The sequence below is a fragment of the Streptomyces sp. Edi2 genome (genome assembly GCF_040253635.1).
Taxonomy (GTDB): Bacteria; Actinomycetota; Actinomycetes; order Streptomycetales; family Streptomycetaceae; genus Streptomyces.
Genome location: NZ_JBEJGX010000003.1, coordinates 8,846,764 through 8,872,286 on the forward strand (window position 1 = coordinate 8,846,764; position 25,523 = coordinate 8,872,286).

The 25,523-nt window shown below is 70.9% G+C and carries 21 protein-coding genes; 5 read left to right on the plus strand and 16 right to left on the minus strand.

The features are described 5' to 3' along the window. Positions 1-20: 20 nt before the first annotated feature. From ABR737_RS42285 to ABR737_RS42295, 3 genes are read right to left on the minus strand one after another with little or no spacing between them, the layout of a single operon-like run. Entirely contained in the window at positions 21-1,346 is a 1,326-nt protein-coding gene (locus ABR737_RS42285) for an MFS transporter (protein ID WP_350256447.1), read from the minus strand. Next, a complete protein-coding gene (locus tag ABR737_RS42290) occupies positions 1,343-3,355 on the minus strand; it encodes a PEP/pyruvate-binding domain-containing protein (RefSeq protein WP_350256448.1) in 2,013 nt (670 codons plus the stop codon). The genes ABR737_RS42285 and ABR737_RS42290 overlap by 4 nt, the downstream gene beginning before the upstream one ends. Then, positions 3,352-4,722 carry an ATP-grasp domain-containing protein gene (locus tag ABR737_RS42295; RefSeq protein WP_350256449.1) on the minus strand — a complete coding sequence of 457 codons (1,371 nt, stop codon included), beginning with the start codon at positions 4,720-4,722 and terminating at the stop codon, positions 3,352-3,354. The genes ABR737_RS42290 and ABR737_RS42295 overlap by 4 nt, the downstream gene beginning before the upstream one ends. Before the next feature lie 336 nt (positions 4,723-5,058). Between ABR737_RS42295 and ABR737_RS42300 the strand changes: the two genes are divergently transcribed. Beyond that, positions 5,059-6,342: a helix-turn-helix transcriptional regulator gene (locus tag ABR737_RS42300; protein WP_350256450.1), complete on the plus strand. Its 1,284-nt coding sequence runs from the start codon at positions 5,059-5,061 to the stop codon at positions 6,340-6,342. Positions 6,343-6,574: 232 nt separating this feature from the next. Beyond that, positions 6,575-6,970, plus strand: a complete 396-nt coding sequence (locus ABR737_RS42305; protein ID WP_350257133.1) for a hypothetical protein — start codon at positions 6,575-6,577, stop codon at positions 6,968-6,970. A 156-nt stretch (positions 6,971-7,126) separates the two neighbouring features. On the opposite strand, the gene ABR737_RS42310 is transcribed toward ABR737_RS42305, so the two are convergent. The 4 genes from ABR737_RS42310 to ABR737_RS42325 all read right to left on the minus strand — a co-directional run bounded on the left by ABR737_RS42310 (position 7,127) and on the right by ABR737_RS42325 (position 11,112). Continuing rightward, positions 7,127-7,489 carry a hypothetical protein gene (locus ABR737_RS42310; RefSeq protein WP_350256451.1) on the minus strand — a complete coding sequence of 121 codons (363 nt, stop codon included), beginning with the start codon at positions 7,487-7,489 and terminating at the stop codon, positions 7,127-7,129. 196 nt (positions 7,490-7,685) lie between these two features. After that, positions 7,686-8,561, minus strand: a complete 876-nt coding sequence (locus tag ABR737_RS42315; protein WP_350256452.1) for an HpcH/HpaI aldolase/citrate lyase family protein — start codon at positions 8,559-8,561, stop codon at positions 7,686-7,688. A 5-nt stretch (positions 8,562-8,566) separates the two neighbouring features. Continuing rightward, complete coding sequence (locus ABR737_RS42320; protein WP_129297994.1) at positions 8,567-9,628, minus strand: HpcH/HpaI aldolase/citrate lyase family protein; 1,062 nt, start codon at positions 9,626-9,628, stop codon at positions 8,567-8,569. Between the two features lie 179 nt (positions 9,629-9,807). Then, positions 9,808-11,112, minus strand: a complete 1,305-nt coding sequence (locus ABR737_RS42325) for a glycosyl hydrolase family 28-related protein (RefSeq protein ID WP_350256453.1) — start codon at positions 11,110-11,112, stop codon at positions 9,808-9,810. Positions 11,113-11,152: 40 nt separating this feature from the next. On the opposite strand from ABR737_RS42325, the gene ABR737_RS42330 reads away from it, so the two are divergent. After that, entirely contained in the window at positions 11,153-11,884 is a 732-nt protein-coding gene (locus tag ABR737_RS42330; RefSeq protein WP_350256454.1) for a CDP-alcohol phosphatidyltransferase family protein, read from the plus strand. A 66-nt stretch (positions 11,885-11,950) separates the two neighbouring features. Here the strand turns inward: ABR737_RS42330 and ABR737_RS42335 are convergent, their stop codons facing one another. The 5 genes from ABR737_RS42335 to ABR737_RS42355 all read right to left on the minus strand — a co-directional run bounded on the left by ABR737_RS42335 (position 11,951) and on the right by ABR737_RS42355 (position 18,779). Next, positions 11,951-12,379: an FAD synthase family protein gene (locus ABR737_RS42335; RefSeq protein WP_350256455.1), complete on the minus strand. Its 429-nt coding sequence runs from the start codon at positions 12,377-12,379 to the stop codon at positions 11,951-11,953. A gap of 22 nt (positions 12,380-12,401) precedes the next feature. Then, positions 12,402-13,910, minus strand: a complete 1,509-nt coding sequence (locus ABR737_RS42340; RefSeq protein WP_350256456.1) for a fibronectin type III domain-containing protein — start codon at positions 13,908-13,910, stop codon at positions 12,402-12,404. Between the two features lie 119 nt (positions 13,911-14,029). Further along, positions 14,030-15,598 carry an oligosaccharide flippase family protein gene (locus tag ABR737_RS42345; RefSeq protein ID WP_350256457.1) on the minus strand — a complete coding sequence of 523 codons (1,569 nt, stop codon included), beginning with the start codon at positions 15,596-15,598 and terminating at the stop codon, positions 14,030-14,032. Further along, entirely contained in the window at positions 15,595-17,277 is a 1,683-nt protein-coding gene (locus ABR737_RS42350; protein WP_350256458.1) for a polysaccharide biosynthesis tyrosine autokinase, read from the minus strand. Before ABR737_RS42350 ends, ABR737_RS42345 begins: the two co-directional genes overlap by 4 nt. Then, complete coding sequence (locus ABR737_RS42355) at positions 17,274-18,779, minus strand: hypothetical protein (protein WP_350256459.1); 1,506 nt, start codon at positions 18,777-18,779, stop codon at positions 17,274-17,276. Before ABR737_RS42355 ends, ABR737_RS42350 begins: the two co-directional genes overlap by 4 nt. 185 nt (positions 18,780-18,964) lie before the next feature. Between ABR737_RS42355 and ABR737_RS42360 the strand changes: the two genes are divergently transcribed. After that, on the plus strand, positions 18,965-20,173 hold the full coding sequence (locus tag ABR737_RS42360; protein ID WP_350257134.1) for a glycosyltransferase: 1,209 nt from the start codon (positions 18,965-18,967) through the stop codon (positions 20,171-20,173). A 41-nt stretch (positions 20,174-20,214) separates the two neighbouring features. Here the strand turns inward: ABR737_RS42360 and ABR737_RS42365 are convergent, their stop codons facing one another. Genes ABR737_RS42365 through gmd form a run of 3 tightly spaced genes read right to left on the minus strand, consistent with a single transcriptional unit; the run spans position 20,215 to position 22,906 of the window. Then, on the minus strand, positions 20,215-21,339 hold the full coding sequence (locus ABR737_RS42365) for a glycosyltransferase (protein ID WP_350256460.1): 1,125 nt from the start codon (positions 21,337-21,339) through the stop codon (positions 20,215-20,217). Continuing rightward, positions 21,336-21,896 (minus strand): LbetaH domain-containing protein, encoded by a 561-nt coding sequence (locus tag ABR737_RS42370; protein ID WP_350256461.1) that lies wholly within the window; start codon positions 21,894-21,896, stop codon positions 21,336-21,338. Before ABR737_RS42370 ends, ABR737_RS42365 begins: the two co-directional genes overlap by 4 nt. Next, positions 21,893-22,906 (minus strand): GDP-mannose 4,6-dehydratase, encoded by a 1,014-nt coding sequence (gene gmd / locus ABR737_RS42375; protein WP_350256462.1) that lies wholly within the window; start codon positions 22,904-22,906, stop codon positions 21,893-21,895. The genes ABR737_RS42370 and gmd overlap by 4 nt, the downstream gene beginning before the upstream one ends. Before the next feature lie 177 nt (positions 22,907-23,083). Between gmd and ABR737_RS42380 the strand changes: the two genes are divergently transcribed. Then, complete coding sequence (locus tag ABR737_RS42380) at positions 23,084-24,028, plus strand: GDP-L-fucose synthase family protein (protein ID WP_350256463.1); 945 nt, start codon at positions 23,084-23,086, stop codon at positions 24,026-24,028. Between the two features lie 76 nt (positions 24,029-24,104). On the opposite strand, the gene ABR737_RS42385 is transcribed toward ABR737_RS42380, so the two are convergent. Then, positions 24,105-25,502, minus strand: a complete 1,398-nt coding sequence (locus ABR737_RS42385) for a sugar transferase (protein ID WP_350256464.1) — start codon at positions 25,500-25,502, stop codon at positions 24,105-24,107. Between the last annotated feature and the right edge of the window lie 21 nt (positions 25,503-25,523).

Below are 25,523 nucleotides of genomic sequence, written 5' to 3' on the forward strand. Positions count from 1 at the left end.
CCCCAGTATGACGGCGCGGCTCAGGGGTTTCCTGCTGTGGTGACCAGCTCTGGAACCGGCTCCGCCGCCGGCTGCTTCCGCGGCCGTCCCGGGGCACGCCGCAGCACCAGCTGCAGGACCAGCATCACCACGCCGGTCACCACCGCGCTGTGCCACAGCAGGGCGTCGAGCCGGCCCGCGGAGAGATAGGCGCCCGCGGCCACGGCCGCCAGTGCGCACACGGCCCGGTCCACGATGCTCTCGACGGACAGCAGGGTGGCCCGTGGCGCACCCGCCGGAATCGCGTCGTTGACCAGCTTGCGCTGGAGCGGATAGGCGAATCCGGTGACCGCGGAGAACACACACAGCAGGGCGATCACGGTCCAGGGCCCGCCGAGGGTGCTGCCCGCCAGCGCGGCCGCCATCGCGAGGCTGAGCAGCGAGACCCACGCCACCGGTGACAACCGCGAGCCGAGCCACTGCGGACGGGCCGAGGCCACCGCCTCCGCGACGGTCATGGCGGCCAGCACACCGCCGTGCGAGCCCTCCGGGATGCCGTGGTCCAGCAGCACCGGCTGGAAGAGGTTCACCTGGCAGATCCGCGAGAGGGTGAAGACCGCCACGCCCTGCACCATCAGCAGCGCGAGCCAGGGCGTGGCCCACACACAGCGCAGCGCCGTGGTGGCATCGCGCAGAAACGCGAGCCCGCCGCGCGCGGACTTCCCGGCCGGCTTCCGGCCGGCGGGCGCCGCCTGCCGCGGCAGCACCACGGCGCAGACGAGCGAGCCCGCCGCACTCGCGGCGCTCAGCACATACGGCGTGGGGTGCGCGAGGGCCATCAACGGACCGACCAGCGGCCAGCACAGCACCTTCGCGGCCAGCCCCAGCGCCCGCGCCTGCCCCTCGGCCTTCAGATAGTGCTCTCCCGCGCCCTCGGCCGCCAGGCCGTCGTAGAGATAGGCGCTGGCGGCGCCGGAGGTCAGCGAGCGGCCCGCGGCGATGGCCAGGAAGTGCACCAGGAAGCCGGTGTAGCTGGGGGAGAGGACCGGGGCCAGGTTCGCCGCGGTCATCACGACGGCACCGGCCCGCAGACAGTTGCGGGCACCGATCCGGTCGGCCACGATCCCGGTCGGGATCTCGAAGAGGCAGAACGCGATGTAGTAGATGCTCTGGATGCCGAAGATCTGCCCGTCGGAGAGCCCCGCCTCCCGCTGGTAGGCGTAGAAGACGGGCATCCACCACAACAGGTTGAACAGCAGCTGGAAGCCGTTGTTGAGCCGGATGATCCGGCGGGCCCGGGGAGTCAGGGACGCCCCGGAGGCCCGGGGACCACGGGCGGTGCGCAGGCCGGCGAAGGGGCGGATCACAGCGCGTAGGGGCGGATCTGGACCAGGCGGAAGTCCCCCTGATCGGTCATCAGCCACTCGATGTCCAGCGGATGGTCCACGTCGCCGTCGCTGAAGTGCGACTGGAGCAGCCGCCCGGTCAGGGCCAGCCGGGCCAGCTTGTCGCGGGTGCCGACGGGCAGGTCCTTGCCGGACGAGCCGAGTGCGACGGTGCGGCCACCGCCCTCGACCGTGTTGTACAGGTACTGCAGCGGCAGCGTCGATCCGTCGACCACCGTCTCGGGCGAGCCGGGGGAGCAGTTGACGTAGACATTGCGGAAGTCCGTGCGCCGGGTCGGGTCGCAGGTCACCAGCACCCCGCCGAGCTCCGCCGGCACATACCGCTGGATGATCACGCCCATGTAGGTGTCGTCGAGGGAGATGCCCGCCTGGTGGCGCAGCCGGACGCTGCGCGGCGACAGCAGGGAGGCCCACACCTGGCGTACCGCGTCGAGGAGTTCGTCCGCGCCGTGGACGGTGCTGACCGAGTCGTAGACCCCGGCCGCGGAGAACCCGGGCAGGTCCTCGGCATTGGACGAAGAGCGCACCACGAGACGGCCCCCGGCGTCCGGACCACCGGGCAGCGCCTGGGTGATCTGCCGGGTCACCTCGTCGGGCATGGGAGTGTTGCGGATGAGCTGCTGCAGATGCAGACAGAGCGCGTCCAGGACGTCGACGGCGTCGAGTTCGAGGGCCATCTTCAGCTTGCCCAGGCCCTGCTGCACGGCCGGCGAGGACGTCAGGAAGCGGTGCTGCAGGGCGAAGGGCAGGGCGATGCCGTCGGGCGCCGCGACGGTACCGGCCACGAAGTCGGCGGCCAGGTCGCGTAGTTCGGCGGGCGTCGCGTCCGGGGTGCCCAGACGGGCCGCGAGGTGGCCGTAGAGGTCGGCGCGGGGCGGCCTCGGATGCCCGTAGAAGGTGGTGAGGTCGGCGGAGCGGCTGTCGAGGACGTGATGGAGCTCCCCGAGGCTGGCCGCCTTGGTGCCGTACCGGTCCTGGTCGGCGCGGCGCAGCCGGTGCAGAAACAGCGCGGGCACGTCCTCCAGCAGGGGTGGTTCCAGACGGATCCGCTGCTGGTGCCAGGCCGGGGCCTCCAGCGCCGGGGCATGGCCCAGCGGGGCGAGGGTGATCTCGTCGTCCTGCACCCGGTAGCGGATCCATGCGCCGTCCAGGTCGTCCGCCTCGACGAGGCGGTCCAGGTCGCGGACGATCGCGTTGGGGATGCCCCATCCCGAGGCGAGGACGTTGGTGTGCGAGAGCGGTGTGCCGGGCGCGGTATTGAGGAAGCCCGCCACCCGCGGCACATCGTCCGGCAGCGACGCCATGGCCACGATGTCGGACCAGCCGAGCCCGTCGGCCGCGGCCGCGTACTCCTCCTGGGTCCGGAAGTAGCGCAGCCGTCCGACGGCCTCGCCGGGGTTGAGCGGGGTACGGGTGCGGTTGCCGAAGAGCTCATGGCCCAGGATCCGGGGCACATGGACATCGCTGATCGCGGCGAGTTCGTGCTCCTGCCCGTGGTTCGCCGGCTTGAGCAGCAGCGGCAGCCGGCCGTCGACCCGGTGGCGGACGAAGGTGTAGAACTCCTCCAGCAGCAGGCCGTTCATGGTGTCGGCCTCGGTCGTCTCCAGGACCAGAAAGGGCCGCTCCCGGCCCTCGGCGTCCTCGTCGGTGTGCAGCGAGAGCACACCCAGCAGGAAGCGGCGCTCGGGATCCATGTAGACCGAGGCGTTGAACGCGTCCAGGCAGGAGTCCAGATCGGCCAGCTCCATGCCGAGCACGCGGGTGGCGATGTAGTTGACGTGGAACGGGTGGGCCGCGGTGTCGAGCAGGTGCCACGTGTTCTCGATGCGGTCCACCACCACCTTGAGGTAGGGGTGGCCGGCCAGGACGCCGGACAGGGTGCGGAAGAGCGGCAGGGACAGGTTCTCGCCGACGACGGTGCGGTCGGTGAGCGGCCCCGGCGCGCCGGAGGGCAGGAGGGTGGTGGTCATGACTGCGCCTCCGTGGTGCCGTGGGGGAGGACCTTGGGCAGGGCGTCCACCAGGGTCCGGAAGTCGCGGATCACGGTCTCCGGGTCGGCGGCGGACAGCAGGCACAGCGCCGCCATGGTGTTGGCGCCCGCTGCCGGGTCGTACACCGGCACCAGCGTCCCGTCCGGGAGCGAGTTCTCGGCCACCACGGACAGCCGGCTGCCCGCGCTGACGGGCACCGCCTCGCGCACCGTCGGGAAGTCCCAGATACGCCGGTCCGTCCAGGCCTCTCCCTCGCCGTCGACGGCCAGGACGACCAGCGATCCGGCCGCGCCGTCCGCCTCCTGCGGGGTGCGGGCCGCCTCGGGCCAGGAGACCGGACGCCCCAGCAGGTGGTCGGTGAGCATGCCGATCAGGTCCAGGCCGAAGACCTCCTCGATCTGCGGCACGGTCATCGCCCCGCCGAACCGGGCGGCGGTCTCGATCACCCACATCCGCCCGTCGGCACCGAGCTTGATCTCGGTGTGCGTCCCGCAGTTGCGCAGTCCCAGCGCGTCGACGGCATCGCGCGCGAGGGCCACGATGCGCCGCTGGGCGTCGTGCGGCAGCGCGGCAGGGGTGATCCCGGCCCGCTCGGTGAACGGCTCCACCGTCGGCATCCGCCCGCTCAGGCACACCGGGCGGAAGTCGCCGTCCACGACGACGCCTTCGACGCTGACGTAGTCGCCCCAGCCCTCCTGGTCGAACCACTCCGACGCGGTGCCCTGCACGATCTCCTCCACGAGGAAGTCCGCCCCGGCATCGGCCACATGGAGCTCGGCATAACCCAGTTGCGCGGATTCGGCCATCACCTCCCGGGCCCGCTCCCAGGCCGCCGGCACCTCGTCGGCGCGGCGGATGGTCCGGTGGGCGGTGGAACCTGCGCTCCAGGCGGCCTTGAGCAGCAGGGGGAAACGGAGCGCGGCGGCCGCGTCGTGCAGATCCTGCTCGGTGGCGACGGGACGGAACCGGGGCTGGGATATCCCCTGGTCCTGCCAGGTGCGCCGCATCATCCGCTTGTCGCGGGCGAGGGCGCAGGAGCTGCCCGCACCGGCGAGGCCGAGCTTCTCGCAGGCCTCCGCGACCGCGACGACCGCGTACTCGGAGAAGGTGACGACGGCGTCCGCGCCGACCGCCTGGGCCCGGGAGACGATCAGGGACACCAGGTCTTGCCGTTCGGGTTCGGAAGGGCTCAGCACCGAAGCGCACAACCGGTCAGCGGACGCGGCCACGGTGGGCGGGAGCGCGCTGAGTGCCAGCAGGTGCACTGCCGACCGTGCGGCGACCCGTGACAGGGCGTACCCCAGGGGCGGACCGCCCTTGGCATACACGAACAGCACCTTGCTCACTGGAATCCGACTCCTCTTCAAGATACGGGTAGGGGCCTTCGAAACGGCCGGGGACGCCCGACTCTCACATCCGGACGCCGTGCTTCAAGCGAAGCAGCCATGCGGCACACGGTTCCCCGCATCGGGCCGCAACCGCTCAGGCAAATGCCAGAGTTGTGGATACCGTTGATCATCGGTGAAGGTTTCGTGATGCCGTATGGCGGCAGCGGCGGTGTGGAGGTGCACGGGCGCACCAGATCGGCCGAGAACCGGGCATGTCGCGCAACGCGGGGGGATACCTATGGCCATGGCGCGCCGTCCGAAAACATTGAACTCTTCACCACAAAGGGGCCCGTCGTGGACGAGACCAGTTTGAAGTCGCTGCTCGAACGCCTTCCGGTGTCCTGGTGGGAGGCGGACCGTGAGCTGCGAGTGATCGACAGTGGCGGTGGCGCCTTCGACGACACGGTGACGGCCCAGCGGTTCCTCGACACCGTGCGAAGAGAGCTCCCCGAGCACGCCGCGGCACTTGAATCCAGCCATTGGCAGGCCCAGTTCGACGGTCGTGTCTTCGATGTGAACTGGTCCCCCGGCGTGCCCCGGCAGGGCCGCTCCCGTGGCCTGGCGGTGGAGGTCGCCGCGCGGGTCCCCGACGTCCGGCGCTACGACGCCTTCGCGGACCTCGCCCCCGCCGCGGCCTTCATCCGGGACGCGGACGGCCGCTACCTCTGGGCCAACCACGCCTATGCCCATCTGTACGGGACCACACCGGAGCACGTCATCGGCGCCTCCATCGCGGACATCGACGGCCCCGCCGACTCACCACAGGTCCTCGCCCTGGACCGGGAAGTACTCGCCCGCGGCAAGCCCGTGCGGCACACCCTCACCTACCACCGCTCCGACGGCACCAGCGGGCAGGCGGCCGGCCATCGCTTCCCCGTCAGGGAAGGAGGCCAGACCTGCGTCGCGGGCATCTACGTCGACATCAGCGACTACACCCGCGCCCTGCGCCAGCGCCGGGAGGCCGAGGAGAACCTGCACGCGCTGCGCGATCACAGCGGACTGGCCTGCGCCCTGATCTCCGCGGGCGGGCGGATCCAGCAGGCGAGCGCCGCGGCCGCCGAACTGCTGCAGACCCGGCTGTCGGACCTCGTCGGCCGCCGTGCGCACACCGTGCTGGCACCCGCCCCGGAGTTAGGAGCGCTGCGGCGCAGCTGGCACGATCTGATAGCCCGCCGCAGCCGGCGCATCCAGACCTCCGCCGTGTTCCAGGACGCCCGCGGTCGGCAGCGCCGCGCCCGGCTGCATCTGACGACGGTCGGCCGGAGCGCGGACCGTGCCACGAGCGTCTGGGCGGTCGTCACCCACCAGGGACTCGCCCACGAAGCCCATCCTCAGCTGACGGCAAGTCAGGTCCGCATCCTGTCCCTGCTGGCCGCCGGCCGCAGCAACGCGGAGATCGCCACCTCCCTGCACCTCTCCCGGCAGACCGTCGACTACCACCTCAGCCGCCTGCGCGACCTCCTGGACGCCCCGACCCGGCCCGCCCTCGTCGCCCGCGCCTATGTCCTGGGCATTCTCGACCCCCAGACGTGGCCACCCCGCTCGGCCACGGCCTGCCATCCGCACAGCACCACCTGACGGGGCGGGCAGGCCGCGCCGCCGCCCGGCGGACCGGGCACCGGGCGGCGCGCCGGGGCCGCCGGGCCCCTCCACGGAGCCGGCAGACGGGGAAGGGTTGGGCCACCCGGCTGATTGTGGCCGACGGGCGTTTCACTCCCCGCGGGTTGAACGGGGCTGCGGGACGGCAACGGCAGCACGATACGTCTGGCAGCAGAAGGACGAAGCGGCGAGGAGCGACGTGAGAAGAATGATGCGGGCGGGAAGCGTGGTCGGGGCGTGCGGGCTGGTGCTGATCGGCGCCGGAGCCGCCCAGGCGGTGAGTATCCCGGACTCCCTGCTCTCGGCGGTGGCGGATGCCGATGTCGGCACCGTGACCGGCATGGTCGAAGGGGTGGTCTGCAACAACCGCCTCGGCCAGGTCCATTACAAGTCGCCGGTGATCGCGTCGCCTCATGCCTGCATCAACGGGCCGGTGCACAGTGGGAACAGCATCAACAGCGGCAACTTCATCAACCACGGAAACCCGAACAACAGCGGCAATCTCTCCAACACCAACGGAACCACCAACGGCGCCAACTCCGTCACGGGTGCTTCCTCGGCGAGCTCCAACAACGTGCAGCGGATCCTCGGCATCCTGGTCCGCTGATCCGGACACGGCACCGAAGCACTGGCACCGAAAGACCCGGCACGATCCGGGGCGTCACACGATCGCCCGGCGGACATCCGCCGGGCGATCGTCGTTTCCGCTTCCGGCATTCCGCCGGCCCCGAAAGTCCCGGGGCCGGTACGGATCAGTGTGCCGTCACAGCTTCTGGGTGCCGTCGTGGCCGACGTGCTGCATGTTGTTGCTGGACTTCTTCGCGGCGCCGGTGGTGCCGCCGCTGTCGTCGTTGGTGTTGCCCTGGGAGGTCTTCGGGCTGCCGCTGTTGCTGTTGGAGCCGGAGACGTAGACGTTCTGCGAGCGCCCGGGATTGCCGCTGAGCACCGGCCCGTTGATGCAGAGCCTGGTCCGGTGACCGCAGTGGAACCTGGCGTCGAAGCGGGCGACGGTGTTGCTGTTCGAGACCCCGTCGCCGGATCCGGCCCACGCCAGGGTGGGCGCGGCTCCGCCTGCGGCCAGGAGCAGGCCACAGGCTCCTGCCATCACGAAATTGACGCGTGCCATGTTGTTCACAGTGTGCTCCTGCACCTCATTGATGGTCCCCGGATGTTGGTATCCCGGATGCCCGCATCCACCTAGCAGGAGCAACGGCCCGCCTCACATATTCACCCTGTCCGATTATGGGATTCACCGATACGGCCCTGGACGGCCCCGGGCCGTATCGGACGGCCCAGGGCGGTCCTTCGACGCTACGGACGACCTATTCGCGCCCGTCGAGCGCTTCGGCGAGGGCGAGGATCCGGCGGGCGTCCTCGACATGCAGGTTCTCGATCAGCCGCCCGTCGACGGTGACGACCCCGCGTCCCTCGCGGGTGGCCTCGTCGAACGCGTCGATGATCTTCCGGGAACGGGCGATCTGTTCCGCCGACGGCGCGAACACCCGGTTGCAGGGCTCGACCTGCGACGGATGGATGAGCGTCTTCCCGTCGAAGCCGAACTGCCGCCCCTGGACACACTCGGCCTCGAACCCCTCGGGGTTCTTCACGTCGTTGTAGACGCCGTCCAGGATCACCTTGCCGCTCTCGCGCGCCGCCAGCAGCGCCAGCGACAGCCCGGTCAGCAGCGGCGCCCGGCCGGGGACGTGCTCGGCGTGCAGCTCCTTGGCCAGGTCGTTGGTGCCCATCACCAGCACGGTCAGCCGCTCGCCGGCCGCGGCCACCGCACGGGCGTCCAGCATCGCGCGCGGCGTCTCGACCATGGCCCACAGGGCGGTGTGATCCGGAGCGCCGGCGGCCTCCAGCGCACGCTCGACCTCCCGCACGGTCTCGGCGGACTCCACCTTGGGCACCACCACCGCGTCCGGACCGGCCTCGGCGGCGGCCCGGAGGTCGTCGGCGTGCCAGGCGGTGCCCGGCGCGTTGACCCGGATCGTCACCTCGCGGTAGCCGTACTCGCCGGAGGCCGCGGCGGCCGCGACCCGCTTCCGGGCGTCGGCCTTGGCGTCGGGGGCGACGGCGTCCTCCAGATCGAGGATGAGGGCGTCGGCGGGCAGGGACTTGGCCTTCTCCAGCGCGCGTTCGTTGGCGCCGGGCATGTAGAGCACGGAGCGGCGCGGCCGCAGGATCGCGTCGGACACGGGACTTACTCCTTTTCGGCTGCGGCGTAGGCGTCGCGCAGCTCGGGGTCGCGGGCGGCGAGGGCGTCGGCGAGTTCGGCGACCACCTGGCACTGCTTGTAGGTGGCGTCGTCCTGCATCTTGCCGTCGATCATCACCGCGCCGGTGCCGTCCCCCATCGCCTCGATGACCCGGCGGGCCCAGGCGACATCGGCGGGAGCGGGCGAGAAGACCTTCTTGGCGATGCCGATCTGCACCGGGTGCAGGCTCCACGCGCCGACACAGCCGAGCAGGAAGGCGTTGCGGAACTGGTCCTCGCAGGCGGTGGTGTCCTTGATGTCACCGAACGGGCCGTAGTACGGGAGGATGCCGTGCGCCGCACAGGCGTCGACCATGCGCGCGAGGGTGTAGTGCCACAGGTCCTGCTGGAAGGTGGCGCGCGGCGCGGCGCCGTCCGCGCCGTGCGGGTCCTCGCGCACCAGGTATCCGGGGTGGCCGCCGCCGACCCGGGTGGTCTTCATCCGGCGGCTGGCGGCGAGGTCGGCGGGGCCGAGCGAGATGCCCTGCATCCGCGGGCTGGCGCCGGCGATCTCCTCGACGTTGGCGACGCCGGTGGCGGTCTCCAGGATGGCGTGCACCAGGATCGGCCGCCGTACCTGCGCCTTCGCCTCCAGCTGGGCCAGCAGCCGGTCGACGTAGTGAATGTCCTCGGCGCCCTCGACCTTGGGCACCATGATGACGTCCAGCTTGTCGCCGATCTCGGTGACCAGGGTCAGCAGGTCGTCCAGCGCCCAGGGCGAATCCAGGCTGTTGATACGGGTCCACAGCTGGGTGTCGCCGAACTCCGTGGCCTTGGCGATCTTCACCAGACCGGACCTGGCCGCTTCCTTGCGGTCGGCGGCGACCGCGTCCTCCAGGTTGCCGAGCAGGACGTCCACGGTGGGCGCGATGGACGGCACCTTCGCGGCCATCTTCTCGTTGCCCGGGTCGAAGAAGTGGATCATCCGGGAGGGCCGGAACGGTACCTCGCGTACCGGTGTCGGCGCCCCGACGGCCAGCGGGCGGAAGAAGTCCTTCGGAGAGCGCATGCAGTCTCCCTGGTCGGCTCGGAGGGTGGGCCGCCACCGGGTGCCCGGCGGCGCCATGGGGCCCTCACTCTAGGCCCGTGCCGGGGGAATGCTACTGACCAGTACGTGTGCCGTTGATCACCGTGGGCAGTGGGGCGCCTGCCGCGCGGGCCCGCCGCCCGCCACCGCCGCCGGCCCGCTCAGGACCCCAGGCAGTCGACGAACGACACCCGGTCGCCCGCGCCCTTGATGAAGTCCTGCTGGGAGTGATTGCGCAAGCGGCACATGTCGTAGCGGGCCCGGGCGCCGGACCCGCCGCTCTCCGCCTCGTAGGCGTGCTGCCCGGACAGCTGGCACGAGTCGTAGCGCACGAGCGGGCCCTGCGCGCCGATGCGGTAGCGGTGCGGGCTGCTGTCCTCGGCAAAGGACTTGAACGCTTGCGCGGTGTCATCGCAGTCGTTGAAGTGCACCGTTCCGCTGTCCCAGGCGCAGTCGATCACGACGGTGTCCGGGTCGCGCACCTCGAAGCGGATGTCCTCGGCGTGGAAGCGCTGTACGGAGTCGTGGTGCGGACCGCGCGGGAAACGGAAGAAGGTGCTGGTGTGCCCGTAGTCGCCGGAGTCCTCGGGGCGGCGGCCGGTGACGATGTAGGAGCCGCCGCGGCAGGTGATGGAACCGCCGTAGGGGAACTCCAGGAAGTTGCCCCAGGCGTACTCGACCTTCATGTCGTTGAACCAGTAGTTGAGGAACTGGTCCTGCTGCGGGCGGCTCAGTGACTTCTGGGACAGCCCGGAGTACAGGAACGCCTTGCGGTAGGCGCCGCCCACGCGGCAGGCGTCCCAGCGCATCTCCGAGTTGGTGTTGCTGCCGTCGAGGGCGAGGCCGTAGGTCCACTCGCCGGTCCACTCGCACTCGGTGAAGCGGTAGTCCTGCGCCTGCCCGGTCGAGTAGGAGTAGAAGAACGAGGCGCCGGGGGTGACGGCGGCGAACCCGATCTGCTCGAACATCACATTCGCCCAGCTGTCCTCGTTGCGGCACAGATAGGCGTTCTCGGCCTGCCGCGGCGCGAAGAGCAGCTGGGTCATGCGCTTGCCGGCCCCGCGGAACCGTAAGCCGTTGGCCTTGAGCTTTCCGCCCCGGGCGTTGAGCAGGGCGTCGGGGGAGCGGATCAGGTAGGTCCCGGCGGGCACATCGATCACGGTCCGGCCTATGTGGTCCCACACCCGGCCCGCGGCGTACGCGTAGGCGCGGGCGAACGCCCGGCTGTCGTCGGTGCGGCCGTCGCCCTTGGCGCCGAAGTCCGCCACCACGTCGATGACGTCCTTGCCCTTGGGCTTGTGACCGGTGACCGGGGGCACCTTGGCGTCGTCGGACGACTGCCGGGTGGCAGGGGGCGGCGAGGAGTCGTCACACCCGGTGAGGGCCGCCGCCAGCGCGGCGACCGATCCCGCCAGCACGGACCGGCGGGTGGCACCACCGGTTGACGGGGAGGTTCTGCCTGCCATGATGTTGCTCCTTCGGGGGTCCAGTCATCAGGTGGGGGACATGAGCCAGTTCGGATATGCGATCAGACAGCTGTCGGCCGCCCAGAAATCCTCGAAGGGAGTGTCCCTGTACTCGCGTTATGTGAACCGGCCGGCCGGCCGGGTGTTAGCTGCCGCGGGCTACACACTGAAATTGACACCCAATCAAATTACCTTGATCAGTGCCGTGTTCACCTTTGCCGGCGTGGTCATGATTGCGACGCTGCGGCCCTCTCCCGCCGTGGCGGCCGGTATATTCGCGGCCCTGGTCATCGGCTTCGCCCTCGACTCCGCCGACGGACAGCTCGCCCGGCTGACCCGGGCCGGCAGCCCCGCGGGGGAGTGGCTGGACCATGTGGTCGACTGCGCGAAGATGCTGGCGCTCCACATGGCCGTACTGGCCTCGTTCTACCGCTACTTCGGATTCTCCGACCCTCGCTGGCTGCTCCTTCCCGTCGTCTTCCAGTTCGCCGCGGTGGTGGTCTTCTTCGGCGGCATCCTCACCGAGCAACTCCTGCGCGCCGAACGGCAGAAGAGCGGCGCGGGCGGGCCGGCACCCGCGGCACCGGCCTCCACGCTGCGCTCCGTCGCACTGCTTCCGGTCGACTACGGGGTCTTCTGCGCGATATTCCTGCTGTTCGGCAGCCGGGACCTGTTCACGGCGCTGTACTGCGCGCTGCTCGTCGCCCATGTGCTCTTCATGGTGGCGTTCCTGGTCAAGTGGTACCGCGCATTGTCCGCCCCCGGCCGCTGACGGGCCGGGGACGGACAACGCACCCGGGCACACGGCCCGGGTGCGGCGGGGGGCAATGCAGCGGGTTCACGCCGGATGCGCGAGCCCGTCGAGCACCTTGCGCAACAAGGAACTCGAGGTGTGCACGGTGTAGGGGAAATAGATCACATCGACCCCGACCGTCGCGAAATCCCGCTCGAGCTTGTCGCCCTTGGGCGTCCCCCGCCAGTCGTCGCCCTTGAAGAGGACGTCGAATCGCACCTGCTGCCAGGTCTCCAATTTGTCCGGCACCGTCTCGACGAACGCCGCGTCCACGAACCGGACACTGCGCACGATCTCCAGCCGTTCGGTGAGCGGAATAACCGGTGCCTTTCCCTTGGCCTGGGTCGCCATTTCGTCCGACACCACACCGGCCACCAGATAGTCGCACTGGCTCCTGGCGTGCCGGAGAATATTCAGGTGCCCGATGTGGAAAAGGTCGTAGACCCCGGGTGCATAACCTACTCGGTGCGTCATTTACCCCCCACTTGCCCTGCGGTCAGTTCCTGGCGGTCACATAGACCGGGCCATTGCGTCCCGAGACATTGGTGCCGTCGGTGACCTCGATCGAGTAACGGTGCTGGGACCCGGGCTCCACGGTGTCCGTGAAGCTCATGTTGGGCCGGTTCCAGTAGCGCGAGTCCTGGTTGAGCGAGGTCAGGTACTCGCCGTCACGGTAGATCTTGTAGGTCAGGACGCCGTTGTCCCGGTCCCAGGATGCCTTCCAGTTCAGCGTGATCCTGCCGCGCGAGCCGCTGGAACCGCTGAGCAGCGGCACCTGCGGCGCCCCGGTGTCCGGCGCCGCCGTGAACCGGGTCAGGCCCTGCTGCGGTGCGTCGTTGACGGTGGTGAACTCGCCCCCCGCCCACAGGACGCCGTCCGCCATGGTCAGCGCCCGCGGGCCGATCTGCTCGCCGATCCCGTCGTTGGTGTCCGGGAACCACGGCAGAATCGTCTTGTCGGAGATCGACTGCGCCAGGAAGTGCTGGCGGTTGTTGATGTCCGTGAAGCCGCCCGGGGTGTCGGAGCAGTCGTGCGCGTGCGAGCCGCTGTAGAGCACGCCCTTGTACGGCAGCACCGCCTGGGTGGCGCCCAGGCAGGTGTCCTTCCACAGCTGCGAGCCGTCGGACAGCCGTCCGGCCGCCCGGCCGTCGAAGACCCCGCCGCCGGTGCCCTCGGCGCCCAGGTAGAAGTTGGTGCCGTCGTTGACGAGCGCCTTGACGGCCGACCGGTTGGGGATCCAGCCGGTGAAGGAGTTGACGACCTTGCCGGTGGTCGCGTCCAGTCCCGCCAGCGCGTGCACCCCGAACAGGCTCCCGTTCACCGAGGTGAACCGGCCGCCGATGATGATCTTGTTGAGCTTGGGGGCGACCGTGAGGGCGTTGACCGACGGGGTGGGGTCGTTGCCGACCGAGGAACCCCGGATCGTCGCCTTGAACGGCAGCAGGGTGCTGTCGGGCCGCAGGGCGGCGACCCGCTCGCGGGACTGCCCCTGGACGGTGCCGAAGCCACCGCCGAGGTAGACGGTGTCGTCGGTGACGTCGATGGCCCGTACGGTCGAGCTGACCGTGGGCTTCCAGTCCGCCCCGATGGTGCAGTCGTCGGTGTTGAGGGCGGCCGTGTTGGACCGCCCCACCGGGCCGGCCTTTCCGAACGAGCCCCCGATGTAGATCATCGAGCCGTCGGGCGAGGCCTTCATGGCCCGGATCGTGCCCGTACCGCCGGTGAACGCCGGGGCGCACGGCAGCGGCTGACCGGTCTTGGCGTCGAAGGCCGCGAAGTTCGTACGGGCGACCTCCCCGGTGCCCGGGGCCGCGCCCGGCGGCCGGATGTGGCTGAAAGTGCCTCCTACGTACACGATGCCCTTGGCGTAGGCCATGGACCACACGATGCCGTCGGTCTGCCAGGTGCTCAGCGGATCGGCGGTCAGTGTGGATTCACCGGTGGCCTGAGCGGGACCGGCGGTCAGTGCCGTGGCCGCGGTACCCAGTACCGCGGCCGCGAGCACGAGATGGATGGTTCTGCTTCTTTGGCGCACAGGTCCCCCCTGGAAGCATGGCGCGATGGGAATTGTCGGGAGAGGAAGCGGGAACGAGACGATTTCTGTGCGGAAATGAGCCCCGATGTTCACCGCGAGTTTTCCGAACCACGCTTGCGCAGCGCCCCGAAGAACTCCCCTACCCCCAGCGGCAAACGATAGCGCCAGATGGCGGCCCCGAAAGCCCCAATCGACAAAACAATTCCCAAGAACGCGCCAGGAACGCTGTCGCCGAGAAATGTCCGCATGGCGAACACCGGGAGCGCCACCGCCACGACGCCGACCAGCGCGGCACCCGCATAGCCGCGGTCGACGGTGCGAAAGCCCAGCCGGTAGCGGGCCAGCAGCGCCGAGGCGCCGTTGTCTACCACGATCGCCAGGGCCCAGGACACCGCCGCGCCCAGCACCCCGTAGCGGGGAACCAGCCATACGGCGCTGCCCAGTTGGACCACGAACGCGGCGCCGGCGACAGCCAGATTCCAGACACTCCGGCCGGCCATGAGGATGACCGTCTGCGCGTTGCCCACGCCGACGTTCACCAGACAGGCGGCCGCCAGTACCACCAGGCCCGTCGCCCCACCGGAGAAGCCGGGCCCGAAGAGCGACAGCACGGTCCGTGGGTAGGCGGCGAGGACCAGGAAGACGGGCCAGGAGAAGAGCGCGATCCAGCGCGTCGACAGCCGGTGCAGATGCCGGGCGCCGGGGGCGTCGCCGCCCGCGAGCAGCCGGCTGATCTGGGGAGCCACCGCCAGCCGGATCGCCAGTTGGAGCAGCGTCCCCGCGGTGACCAGACGCCCGATCGCGGTGTAGACGCCGGCCTCGGCGGCGGTGCCCAGGACCGACAGCAGGATCACCCCGGTCCACACCGCGGTGATGTCGAACACCGAGGAGATGGCCCGCGGACCGGCGAACGCCCAGAACTCCCGTGCCTGCGGCGGCGGCCGGCCGGTGCCCGGATGCGTACGGCGGGACCTGCGCAGCGAGAGGCAGGCCGCCACCGCACCCAGCACCCCCGGCACCAGCCAGGCCGCGGAGAGCGCGGTCACACTCGGCGCGAGGAGGACCAGCGGCACCGCGAGCAGGACCCGCAGTGCCGGTTTGCCGATCTGCTCGACGCCCACGAAGGGCACCACCGAGCCGTACCCCCGGGTGGCCCCGAGCAGCACCAACGCCACCGTCGTCACCGGCAGGAACACCGCGAACAGCCGGATCAGCGCGGCGGCCTGCCCCGGTTCCAGATCGGGCAGCAGCAGGCCGGCGAGCCCCGGGGAGAACAGCAGCGCCGCCGCCCCCGCGGTGCTCGCCAGCAGAGTCGGCAGCACCGAGATGCGCAGCAGCCCCGGTACCCCGCCCCCGCCGCTGAGTTCGAGGTCCCGGGAGACGAAGCGGACCAGGGCGGTATCGGCCCCCAGCTTGAGCGTATTGCTCAGGATGGTGAAGGCCGCGACGCCGGTGAAGACCGCGCCGGCCCCGCGGGCCCCTAACCCATGGGTGACCACGGCGACGAGGACGAACCCGAACAGCGCGTTCGCCGCCGAGCCCGCCAGGCCGAAGAGGCTGCCGCGGGCGGTCGTGGCGACCCCGCGCCCGCCGCCCGCGGCCGGTCCGGGGGCCGTCGACGCGGGCCGGCCGGAGTCCGCCGGGCGGATGGCCGTCACCTGCGCAGCGAGGTGGTGTCGGCGTCCAGGGGCGCTCTGTCCGCCGGCGCGGGGCCGGCGGCGGGCGGCGGCGGGCCGGGCAGCTGAGGCGGCGGTGCCACCACGGCGGCGCGGCCGCGGCTCCGGCCGCGCTTGCGGTGGGTGGGTCCGCCGTCCGTCAGCCGGCGCAGCGACGGCCCGTGGCTGCCCTTGTCCAGGACGGCACCCAGGATGTGCCCGCCGGCCGTGGTGATCAGCTCCCACACCCGGTCCAGGTCGTCCCGGCGGACCTCGTTCATATCGCACACCACCACGACGCCCGCCGCCTGCTTGGCGACGGCCAGCCCGTCCGCATGCGACAGCAGCGGCCCCGTGATGACCACGACATTCTCGTTCGGCCCCGACGGCGTGTTGAGCAGCCGGGCGAACTGCGGAGAGGACAGGGTGCGCGCCGGGTTGGGGACCTCCCGGCCGGGCAGCAGATCGAAACGCCCGTCGACGCCCGCGTCCACGGCGAGCCGTTCGCCGTCCGCCCAGCTGCCCGGCACCGGCCGGCCGTGGCCGGGGTGCACCGGCAGCCGCTGGGCGAGCCGGGGGGTGCGCAGATCGGCCTCGACCAGCAGGATGTCGTTGCCGATCTCGGCGAACGCACCGGCCAGGTTGACCGCGACCGACACGGCGTCCGCGTTCTCCCGGGGCGCGACGATCAGCAGACTGCCCCGCCCGGCGAACCGCTGGTCGTGCACCAGCCGGAAGGCGATGGTGCGGTAGGCCTCCGCGCGGTTGCCGCGGCCGCTCCGGCCGACCTCCAGCAGCTCCGTTCCCCCCTGCCGGCGCGGCAGGATGCCGAGCACCGGAGCCCGCAGGTTGTCCTGCACATCCGCCACCGACCTGACCCGCGGTTCCAGCACCGAGCGGACCCAGGCCGCCAGGATGCCCAGCACCAGCCCGATCACGGCGCCCGCCAGCAGCAGCACGATGAGACCGGGACTGGACGGGAAGGCGGGCGGATCGCCCTTGCGGACGATGTCACCGGGCGTGGTGTCGAGGGACTTCAGGCTGGAGATCCGGCCCTGCAGATCCGCTATCTCCGACACCAGGTTGCTGCGCTCGGACTCGTCGGTGGCCCGCCCCGACCCGCTCGCTCCCGCGATCCGCCGGTCCAGGACCTTGCGCTGCTCCTGAAGCGGCTTCAGCTCCTCGCCGAGCTTGTTGACGGTCTTGTCGATCCGCTGGGTCGCGGCGTCCTGCCGGTAGTCGAGGTACGCGTGCACAAAGGCGTTGACGAGTGCGGACGCGCGGTCCGCGGTGTCCGCGCTGTACTCGAACATCAGGGTCTGGGTCTCGGGCGGATTGCTCACCCGCAGATCGCGCTGGAGCTTGGCCGGGTCGGCGTCCAGCTTGAGGGCCTTGGCCGCACCGGCCGCGACCGACGCGCTCTGGGCGATCTGCCGTTCGGTGCCCATGCTGATCTGCTTGTCCACCGAGACACCGCCGGCCTCGAAGGGCGCCGTACTGATCGCATGCACCACCACCTCACCCGTCGCCGTGTACGTCGAGCCGCCCAGCAAGGACACGGCGGCGCCGCCGAGCATGCCCAGCACCAGCCCGAGTACCAGCAAGGCGCGATAGCGGAGGAGCTGGCGCAGCTGGTCGCGGATCTGGTCCGGCTCCTCCGCGGGCTCGTCGAAGACGCTCACGTACGTGCTCCTCCTGTGGGTTGAGGTGAGGTGACGCGGTCCGCCGGGGATGCCGGGGCGCTCGCGGTCTCCTGCGCGGCCGGCGGCAGGATCCGCCGCCCCGCCTTACGGGTGATCAGTAGGGGAATGCACACCAGCAGCGCCAGCGGGCCCACGATGGCCATCAGACTGCCGCGCAGCAACACCAGCTGGTAGAAGCCGAAGGCGGGCACCAGCAGCGCCGCGAGGGTGCCCCGGCGCCGCCGCAGCCGGTGCCGGAGGAGGTCGATACGCCGCCCCACCGCGCCGACCAGGCCGAAGACCGCGATGACCGACGGGAAACCGGCCCACATATAGGTCTCGACCCACAGCGGCGCGGACAGGTTGGTGAAGGTGTAGCCCGCGTGCCGGGCGAGCAGGATGCCCGCGTCGTCGGGCTTGCCGGACCATACGGCGCGCGGCACGAAGAACAGCGGCGGACCCAGCGCCGCCGTCGGGGTGAAGCCATGGGTACGGACGTAGTCCACACCCGTCTCGATCTGCTGGAACGCGTCATAGTCGCCGTTGGAGGTGAACTGCTCGGCGAGCGAGACCACATGGACCTCTTCCCGCTTGTCGTAGCGGAAGTAGTCGCTGTACGGGAAGACCACCAGCACCACGGCCGCCACGGCCGCCGCACCGAAGCGGAAGGCGCGCGGCCCCTGCAGCCAGGACGCACTGAAGACCAGCGCCAGCAGAACCGTTCCGGCCCAGAAACGCGGCTGGCTGATGGGGTTGTTGACCACGACGTTCACCGCGATCAGCAGCGGCAGCAGCAGCCACCGTAAGCCGCGCAGGGTCCGGTCGCCCTCGGAGAACCGCGGTACGTGCACCAGCGCCACCAGTGCCCAGAAGGCCGGTACCGAAAGGGCCCAGGCCGCCATCGCCCGGTCCGCGGAACCGGCCGGCTCCGCCGCTGCCGCCGCCTCGTTGGCCGCCTGCCGGCTCAGGAAGAAGGCCGACAGCCCGCCCTGACCGGGGATCAGCACGACGGCCAGCAGCAGTGCCAGGCCGCACAGCAGCAGCACCCGCACCGGCGACAGCCGGCGGGCGAGCAGCGGTTCGAGGACCACGGAGGAGCGCGCCGACCGCCACGACGCCAGCGCCGAGCCCGCGCTGTAGGCCAGAAGTCCCGTCTCCACCACGGCCGTTGTCAGGAACGCGGTGTGCGCGTCGACCATGAACCCCCGCGGATACGCATCCGTCGCGAGCATGGCCAGCGGCGCAAGGCCCAGCCAGACATAGGCGAAGAGCCAGAAGCCGAAGGCGATCACCCGGGCCCGGACATCCGTCAGCACCCGGGCCAGCGCCCCACCGGTGTGCAGCACCACCACGCACTGCACGGCGAGCGCCGCACCGAAGCGGGCGTCCAGCGACTGCAGGATGAGCACCGGCAGCAGCACCACCAGCAGCAGCGCCCAGCAGCACAGTGCGGCGATGCCACGCACCGGCGCCGCGGTATCCGGCCGCATCCCCTGCCTCATCGGCTCACCTCCCCCCAACTCCCCACCAGCGATCACAATCTAAGGGACACCGGGAGAACAAGGTCGCCTTCGGGACACAATCGCAACCCAATTCACAGCCCGCGGGCCCCGGCGGGCTCCTACGATGACCGCACATCCTGAGGGGGCCAGACTTGGAAGACTCGTTTGCGGGCCGGTGTGTGCTGGTGGTCTCGACCAACTACGCGCCCGAACACACCGGTATTGGGCCGTACTCGACACAGATAGCCGAGCACTTGGCCGCATCCGGCGCCGACACCCATGTCCTCGCGGGCATGCCGCACTACCCGGCCTGGCGGGTGGCGGAGGGCTATCGCGGCCGGTGGCGGATACGGGAGCGCCGCGGCGGGGTCACGGTGCACCGCCGGCGCCACACCGTGCCGTCGCGTCAGACCGCCCTGCGCCGCGCGCTGTTCGAGGCCGGCATCCTGGCGCACGGCGCCGTGGCACCACCGCGTATCCGACCCGATGTGGTGCTGACCCAGATGCCCAGCCTGGCCGGTGGAGTGCTGGGCGGGCGGCTCGCACGGCAGGCGGGGGTACCTCATGTCGTCGTCGTCCAGGACCTGATGGGGGCCGCCGCCGAACAGAGCGGCATCCAGGGCGGTGGCCGGGCCGCCGCCCTGGCCGGAGCGGTGGAGGCCAGGGTCCTGCGGGGGGCGGCCGTCGTCGGGGTGGTGCACGAATCGTTCGTGGACCGGGTCACGGCCATGGGCGTGCCGCGCGACCGGGTGCAGGTGGTGCCCAACTGGACCCATGTGGAGGGCCCGAGCGGCGACCGTGAGCGGACCCGGGAGCGGCTGGGCTGGTCCTCGGAGGAGACCGTGGTGCTGCACGCCGGCAACATGGGACTCAAGCAGGGACTGGAGGTACTGGTCGAGGCCGCCCGGCTCGCCGATCAGGACGCCGCGCCGGTACGGATCGTGCTGATGGGTGACGGCAACCAGCGCGCACACCTGCAACGGCTCGCCGCGGGCGTCTCCTCGCTGTCCTTCCTGCCGCCCGCCGGCACCGCGGAGTTCCCCGAGGTGCTTGCCGCCGCCGATGTCCTCGCGGTGACCCAGAAGGCCTCCGTACTGGACATGAGCCTGCCGTCCAAGCTCACCTCGTACTTCATGACGGGCCGGCCGGTGATCGCGTCGGTGGCCGCCGAAGGGGGGACCGCCCAGGAGGTGCTGCGTGCGGGGGCCGGGTCGGTGATCGCGCCGGAGGACCCGAAGGCGCTGCTGGCGGAGGTCCGGGCGCTTGCCGACGACCCGGAGCGGGCGGCCCGGCTGGGAGCCCGGGGCCCGCGGTACGTCGAGGAGCGGCTGAGCAGCCGGGCCGGTCTGGAGCGGATCACGGCGCTGCTGCGGCGCGCGACGACGGGCCGGTAGCCGCGGGCGGCGGGGGCGGTGTCCGTCCCCGCCGCCCCGGATCACCCGGCGCCGGGCCGGGTGAGCGAGCCGTACAGCTCCTCCAGCCGGTCGGCCACGGCCGCCAGCGAGAACTCCGCCTCGACGGCCTCCCGGCCCGCGCGGGAGACGCGCTCCCGCAGCGGGCCGTCCTCCAGGAGTTGCAGCACCGCATCCGCCAGCTGTTCCGGCGAACCGTCGGTCACCAGAGCGGCCTCGCGCCGCCGGAGGGCCGGGGCGATACCGCAGCTGTCCGTGCACACCACCGGCGTGCCCACCGCCAAGGACTCCAGCACGCTCATCGGGAACGGTTCGTCGACGCTGGGCAGGACGTACACCGTGGCCCGCGCGGTCCGTCGCACGGCGGCGTCGTGGTCGAGGGCCCCGCCGTACGTCACCACCTCGCCGAGCCCTTCCCCGGCGATCAGCCGGCGGACCTCCGCGAGCCGCCCCTCGTCCGAACCGTGCAGAGTGAAGGACACCTCGGGCCGCTTGCGGTGCACCAGCGCCGCCATCCGCACGAAGGCCTCGGGCCGTTTGCGGCTCTGCAGGCGGGCGAGGAAGAGCACATCGGCCGCACTCCGGTCCGTGTCGCCGGCCCGTACGCGGACTCCGTTGGGGAGCCTGACCAGGCGTGGTCCGCGCGGCCCCAGCACCTGCCGCAGGCCGGCCTCTTCCTCGTCGGTGAGCACCAGTGCCGCCGCCGACCGGCGCAGCAGCGGGACGTACACCCGGTCGAAGATCCAGGCCACCGCCGAGCGGCGCGGCTGGACCATGCCGTGTGTCTGCACCACGAAGGGGCGGCGGCGCACCACGGCCACCGCGAGCGCGGCCAGCGAGACCAGATCGCGCCCGGCGTGCAGATGCAGCGCCTCCGCCCGGCCGGCACTTCGCCAGAGCAGCGGCACCAGCCCCGGGTGGAACAGGCCGAGGAACCCCTGCCCCGGTACCAGGGTGCGGGCCGGCCGGGCGCGGAGCGGCACTCCGTCCACGGACCGCGGGGGCGCGCCCCGCCCCCGCCACAGCGAGACCAGCTCCACCCCGTGGCCGCGCGAGGCCAGTTCGCCCAGCTGCCCGGTGGCCACGCTCACCGGGCCGCCGTACGCCCCGTCGTCGCTGACCAGGGTCACGACATGGGTGACCCTCATACCGCACCCCCGGTGGTGTGCACGGCCCCCGGGGGCACATCGCGGTGGGCCACCACGCCGGCGCCGACCACCGCACCCGCCCCGACGGTGACGCCGCGCAGCACCATGGCGCGGGCAGCCACCCAGGACCCCTCCGCCAGATGGATCGGCGCATTGTCGAACTCGAAGGTGGGCGAGCGCCGTTGATGGCTTCCGGTGCACAGCACGGCGCCCTGGGACACACAGACGTCACGGGCAATGCTGATCGGCTCCAGGTTGATCAGCCAGGAGTCCTCGCCGATCCAGACGTCGTCGCCGACCGTCAGCTTCCACGGCCACTGCACCCGCACCCGGTGCCGGATCAGCACCCGTTCGCCGATGCGGGCGCCGAAGGCCCGCAGCAGCGGGGGCCGCAGCCGCGGCGGGCACCACCACTTCATGAACACCAGGTTCAGCACGGCGAACCAGGCGGCCTGCGTCAGCAGCCCCCGGCCCTTGTCGTAACCGGCGCCGGTGAAACCGCGCAGCCGGCGGTCGGTGGCGGCAGAAGTGGAGGTGGAGGTGGACGGAGAGGTCATCGGTCCACCCGCACCCGGTGGCCGGAGAGTTCGTCCGCCAGCTGCCGTACATCCGACTCGACCATGATCCGCGCGAGTTCGTCGAACTGCACCTTCGCCGACCAGTCCAGCAGGCTCTTTGTCTTTGATGCGTCGCCGATGAGCGCGTCCACTTCGGAGGGCCGCTCGTACTTCGGGTCGAAGCGCACATAGCGCTCCCAGTCCAGCTCCACGGTGGCGAAGGCGGCCTGCAGGAAGTCGCGCACGGTCGCGGCCACACCGGTCGCCACGACATAGTCGTCGGGCTCCTCCCGCTGGAGCATCAGCCACATGGCCTCCACGTACTCCGGGGCGTAGCCCCAGTCGCGGACGGCGTCGAGGTTGCCCAGGTAGAGGTGTTCCTGCAGTCCTGCCTGTATGCGGGCCACCGCGCGGGTTATCTTGCGGGTGACGAAGGTTTCGCCCCGCCGCGGGCTCTCGTGGTTGAAGAGAATGCCGTTCACGCCGAACAGCCCGTACGCCTCGCGGTAGTTGACCGTGGACCAGTACGCCATCACCTTGGCGCAGCCGTACGGGCTGCGCGGGTGGAAGGGCGTCGCCTCGTTCTGCGGCGGCGGGGTGGCGCCGAACATCTCCGAGGACGAGGCCTGGTAGAGCCGGGTCTGCACCCCGCTGGCGCGGATGGCCTCCAACAGTCGTACGGCGCCCAGTCCGGTCACATCGCCGGTGTAGAGGGGAGCGTCGAAGGAGACCCGGACATGGGACTGCGCCCCGAGGTTGTAGACCTCGTCGGGCTGCACATCGCGCAGCAGGTTCACCAGGGCGACCCCGTCCGAGAGGTCGCAGTGGTGCAGCAGCAGTCTGCGGTCCGGGGTGTGCGGGTCCTGGTAGATGTGGTCGATGCGCTCGGTGTTGAAGCTCGACGAGCGCCTCATCAGCCCGTGCACCTCATAGCCCTTACCGAGCAGCAATTCGGCGAGATAGGAACCGTCCTGTCCGGTGATTCCTGTGATGACCGCGGTTTTCGGCATGGCTTCCCCCCACGAGAAGTGATGTACATCGGGATCGATCAATGGATTTCCCACGCGCCGGCGGACCGCGGGGCGTGGACGCTACCTGCTCCGTGGCCGGTGGTCGAGAGCGGAGTGCGGCAGATATTTCCTGAAATAGCCGGTGGGCGTATCGGGATGACTGACACAATCCGCCCCATGGATGACTTGCTGCCCACACCCGCCCGTGTCTTCGTCGCGGGCCACCGAGGCCTGGTGGGATCCGCCGTGGCCCGACGGCTGACCGCCCAGGGCTATGACGTGGTGACCCGTACGCACGCGGAGCTCGACCTGCGAGATGCCGATGCCACCGCGGAGTTCCTGCGCGCGGCCCGGCCCGATGCCGTCGTCCTGGCGGCCGCCAAAGTCGGCGGAATCATGGCCAACAGCACCTACCCCGTGCAGTTCCTGGAGGACAACCTGAGCATCCAGCTCAGCGTCATCGCCGGTGCGCACCAGGCCGGAGTCCGCCGCCTGCTGTTCCTCGGATCGAGCTGCATCTACCCCAAGCACGCCACGCAGCCCATCACCGAAGACGCCCTGCTGAGCGGGCCGTTGGAACCCACCAACGAGGCATACGCGATAGCCAAGATCGCCGGACTGGTCCAGATCCGGTCCTACCGCCGGCAGTACGGAGCCTCCTACATCTCCGCCATGCCGACGAACCTCTACGGCCCCGGCGACAACTTCGACCTGGAAACCTCGCACGTGCTGCCCGCGCTCATCCGCCGCTTCCACGAGGCGAAGGAGAAGGGGCAGGAAGAACTCACCCTCTGGGGCACCGGCACCCCGCTGCGCGAATTCCTGCACGTCGACGACCTGGCCGCGGCCTGCGAGGTGCTGCTGCGCCGCTATGACGGCGACGACACCGTCAACGTCGGCTGCGGCGAGGACCTGACCATCGCCGACCTCGCGTCCTGTGTCGCCTCCGCGGTGGGCTACGAGGGACGGATCGCCTTCGACCCGTCCCGGCCCGACGGCACCCCGCGCAAGCTGCTCGACATCAGCAGGATGCGTGCGCTGGGCTGGTCGCCCACCATCCCGCTGGCCGAGGGCATCGCAAGCACCTACCGGGCGTGGCAGGAGGAGGCGGCCCGGGTGTGAGCGGGCCCGTCCCCTGGTGTGCGTCCGGCGCCCGCCCCACGGTGAGGCGCCGGCCGCACACCGGAGCCCTGTGTCCCTAGTAGGCACCGCGCCCGTCCACCACGGCGCGCACGGTCCGGACCAGCACACCGATGTCCCTGCCGTAGGACCAGTTGTCCACATAGCTCAGATCCAGTGCGACGGTCTCGTCCCAGGAGAGGTCCGACCGCCCGCTGACCTGCCACAGACCGGTCAGCCCCGGCTTGACGGATAAGCGGCGGATCTCGGTCCCGTCGTACCGCTCGACCTCCTCGGGAAGCGGCGGCCGCGGCCCGACCAAGGACATATGACCGGCCAGGACGTTGAACAGCTGGGGCAGTTCGTCCAGCGAGAAGCGCCGCAGCACACGGCCCACCCGGGTCACCCGGGGGTCTCTTCGGATCTTGAACATCGCCCCGTCGTTCTCGTTCGCCGGCTCCAGCGCGCCCCGCATCCGGTCGGCGGCGACCACCATCGTGCGGAACTTCCACATCCGGAACGGCATCAGATCCCGGCCGATCCGGATCTGCCAGTAGAACACCGGGCCGGCGGTGGTGAGCCTTATGGCCGCGGCCACGGCGGCGAAGACGGGGGAGAGCAGCACGAGCAGCAGCAGGGCACCCAACCGGTCGGTGACCTGCTTCAGTAACACCGGAAGCCCCCGCTGGCCCGCCGGGTCGATGTGCATCACCGTCAGCCCCGCCGCCTCGGCGAGCCGGACCCGGTGCTGTGACACATCGATGAGGCCGGGAAGTATGGCCAGATTCCGCCCCCCGTCGTGCAGCGCCCAGGCCAGTCGGCGCACCCGTGCGGCGGAGAGCTGACGCCCCGGCGCCACAAAGACGAGATCGGCATCGAGCTGCGCGGCGCACCTGAGGACGATCTCCCCGTCCGGCGCCCCCTCGGGGGCCTCCCCGTCGCACGCGAGCCGGGCGGGGACGGGCAGCGCCGAGTCAGTGGCTTCCTCTCCCACGAGGCAGCTGCCGACGACGACATATTCGTGGTCGGTACGGTGCGCCAGCTCCGCGAGCACCACATCGACGGCGCCCGCCTCCCCGACGACCAGGACGCGTCGCAGCGCCTGCGCACGGCGGCGCATGGCCAGCAGATACCGGTGGACGAGTCTGCGCCGGACCATGCTCAGCCCCAGGCAGGGCAGCAGCGCGAGCACACAGATCCCGAGGTCGACATCGATGCGCACCCCGACACAGATGACGGCCAGCACGCCCAGCATGGTCAGCCAGTCCCGCACGACCGGCAGCACCGTGTTGCCGTTGCTCAGTTCCTCTCTGGTGTAACGATTCTTCGTCATGCCGACGGCCAGCCACGACAGACCGGCGAGCACCGCCGTGAGCCACGGCTGCGGCTGTCGCGTCACGGCACAGAGCACGCCGACCGGCACCAGGGCGCCCAACGCGTCCACGGCCCACGCCAGCCGCACCAGCCAGCGCTCCATCGGTCTGTGCCTGCCTGCCTC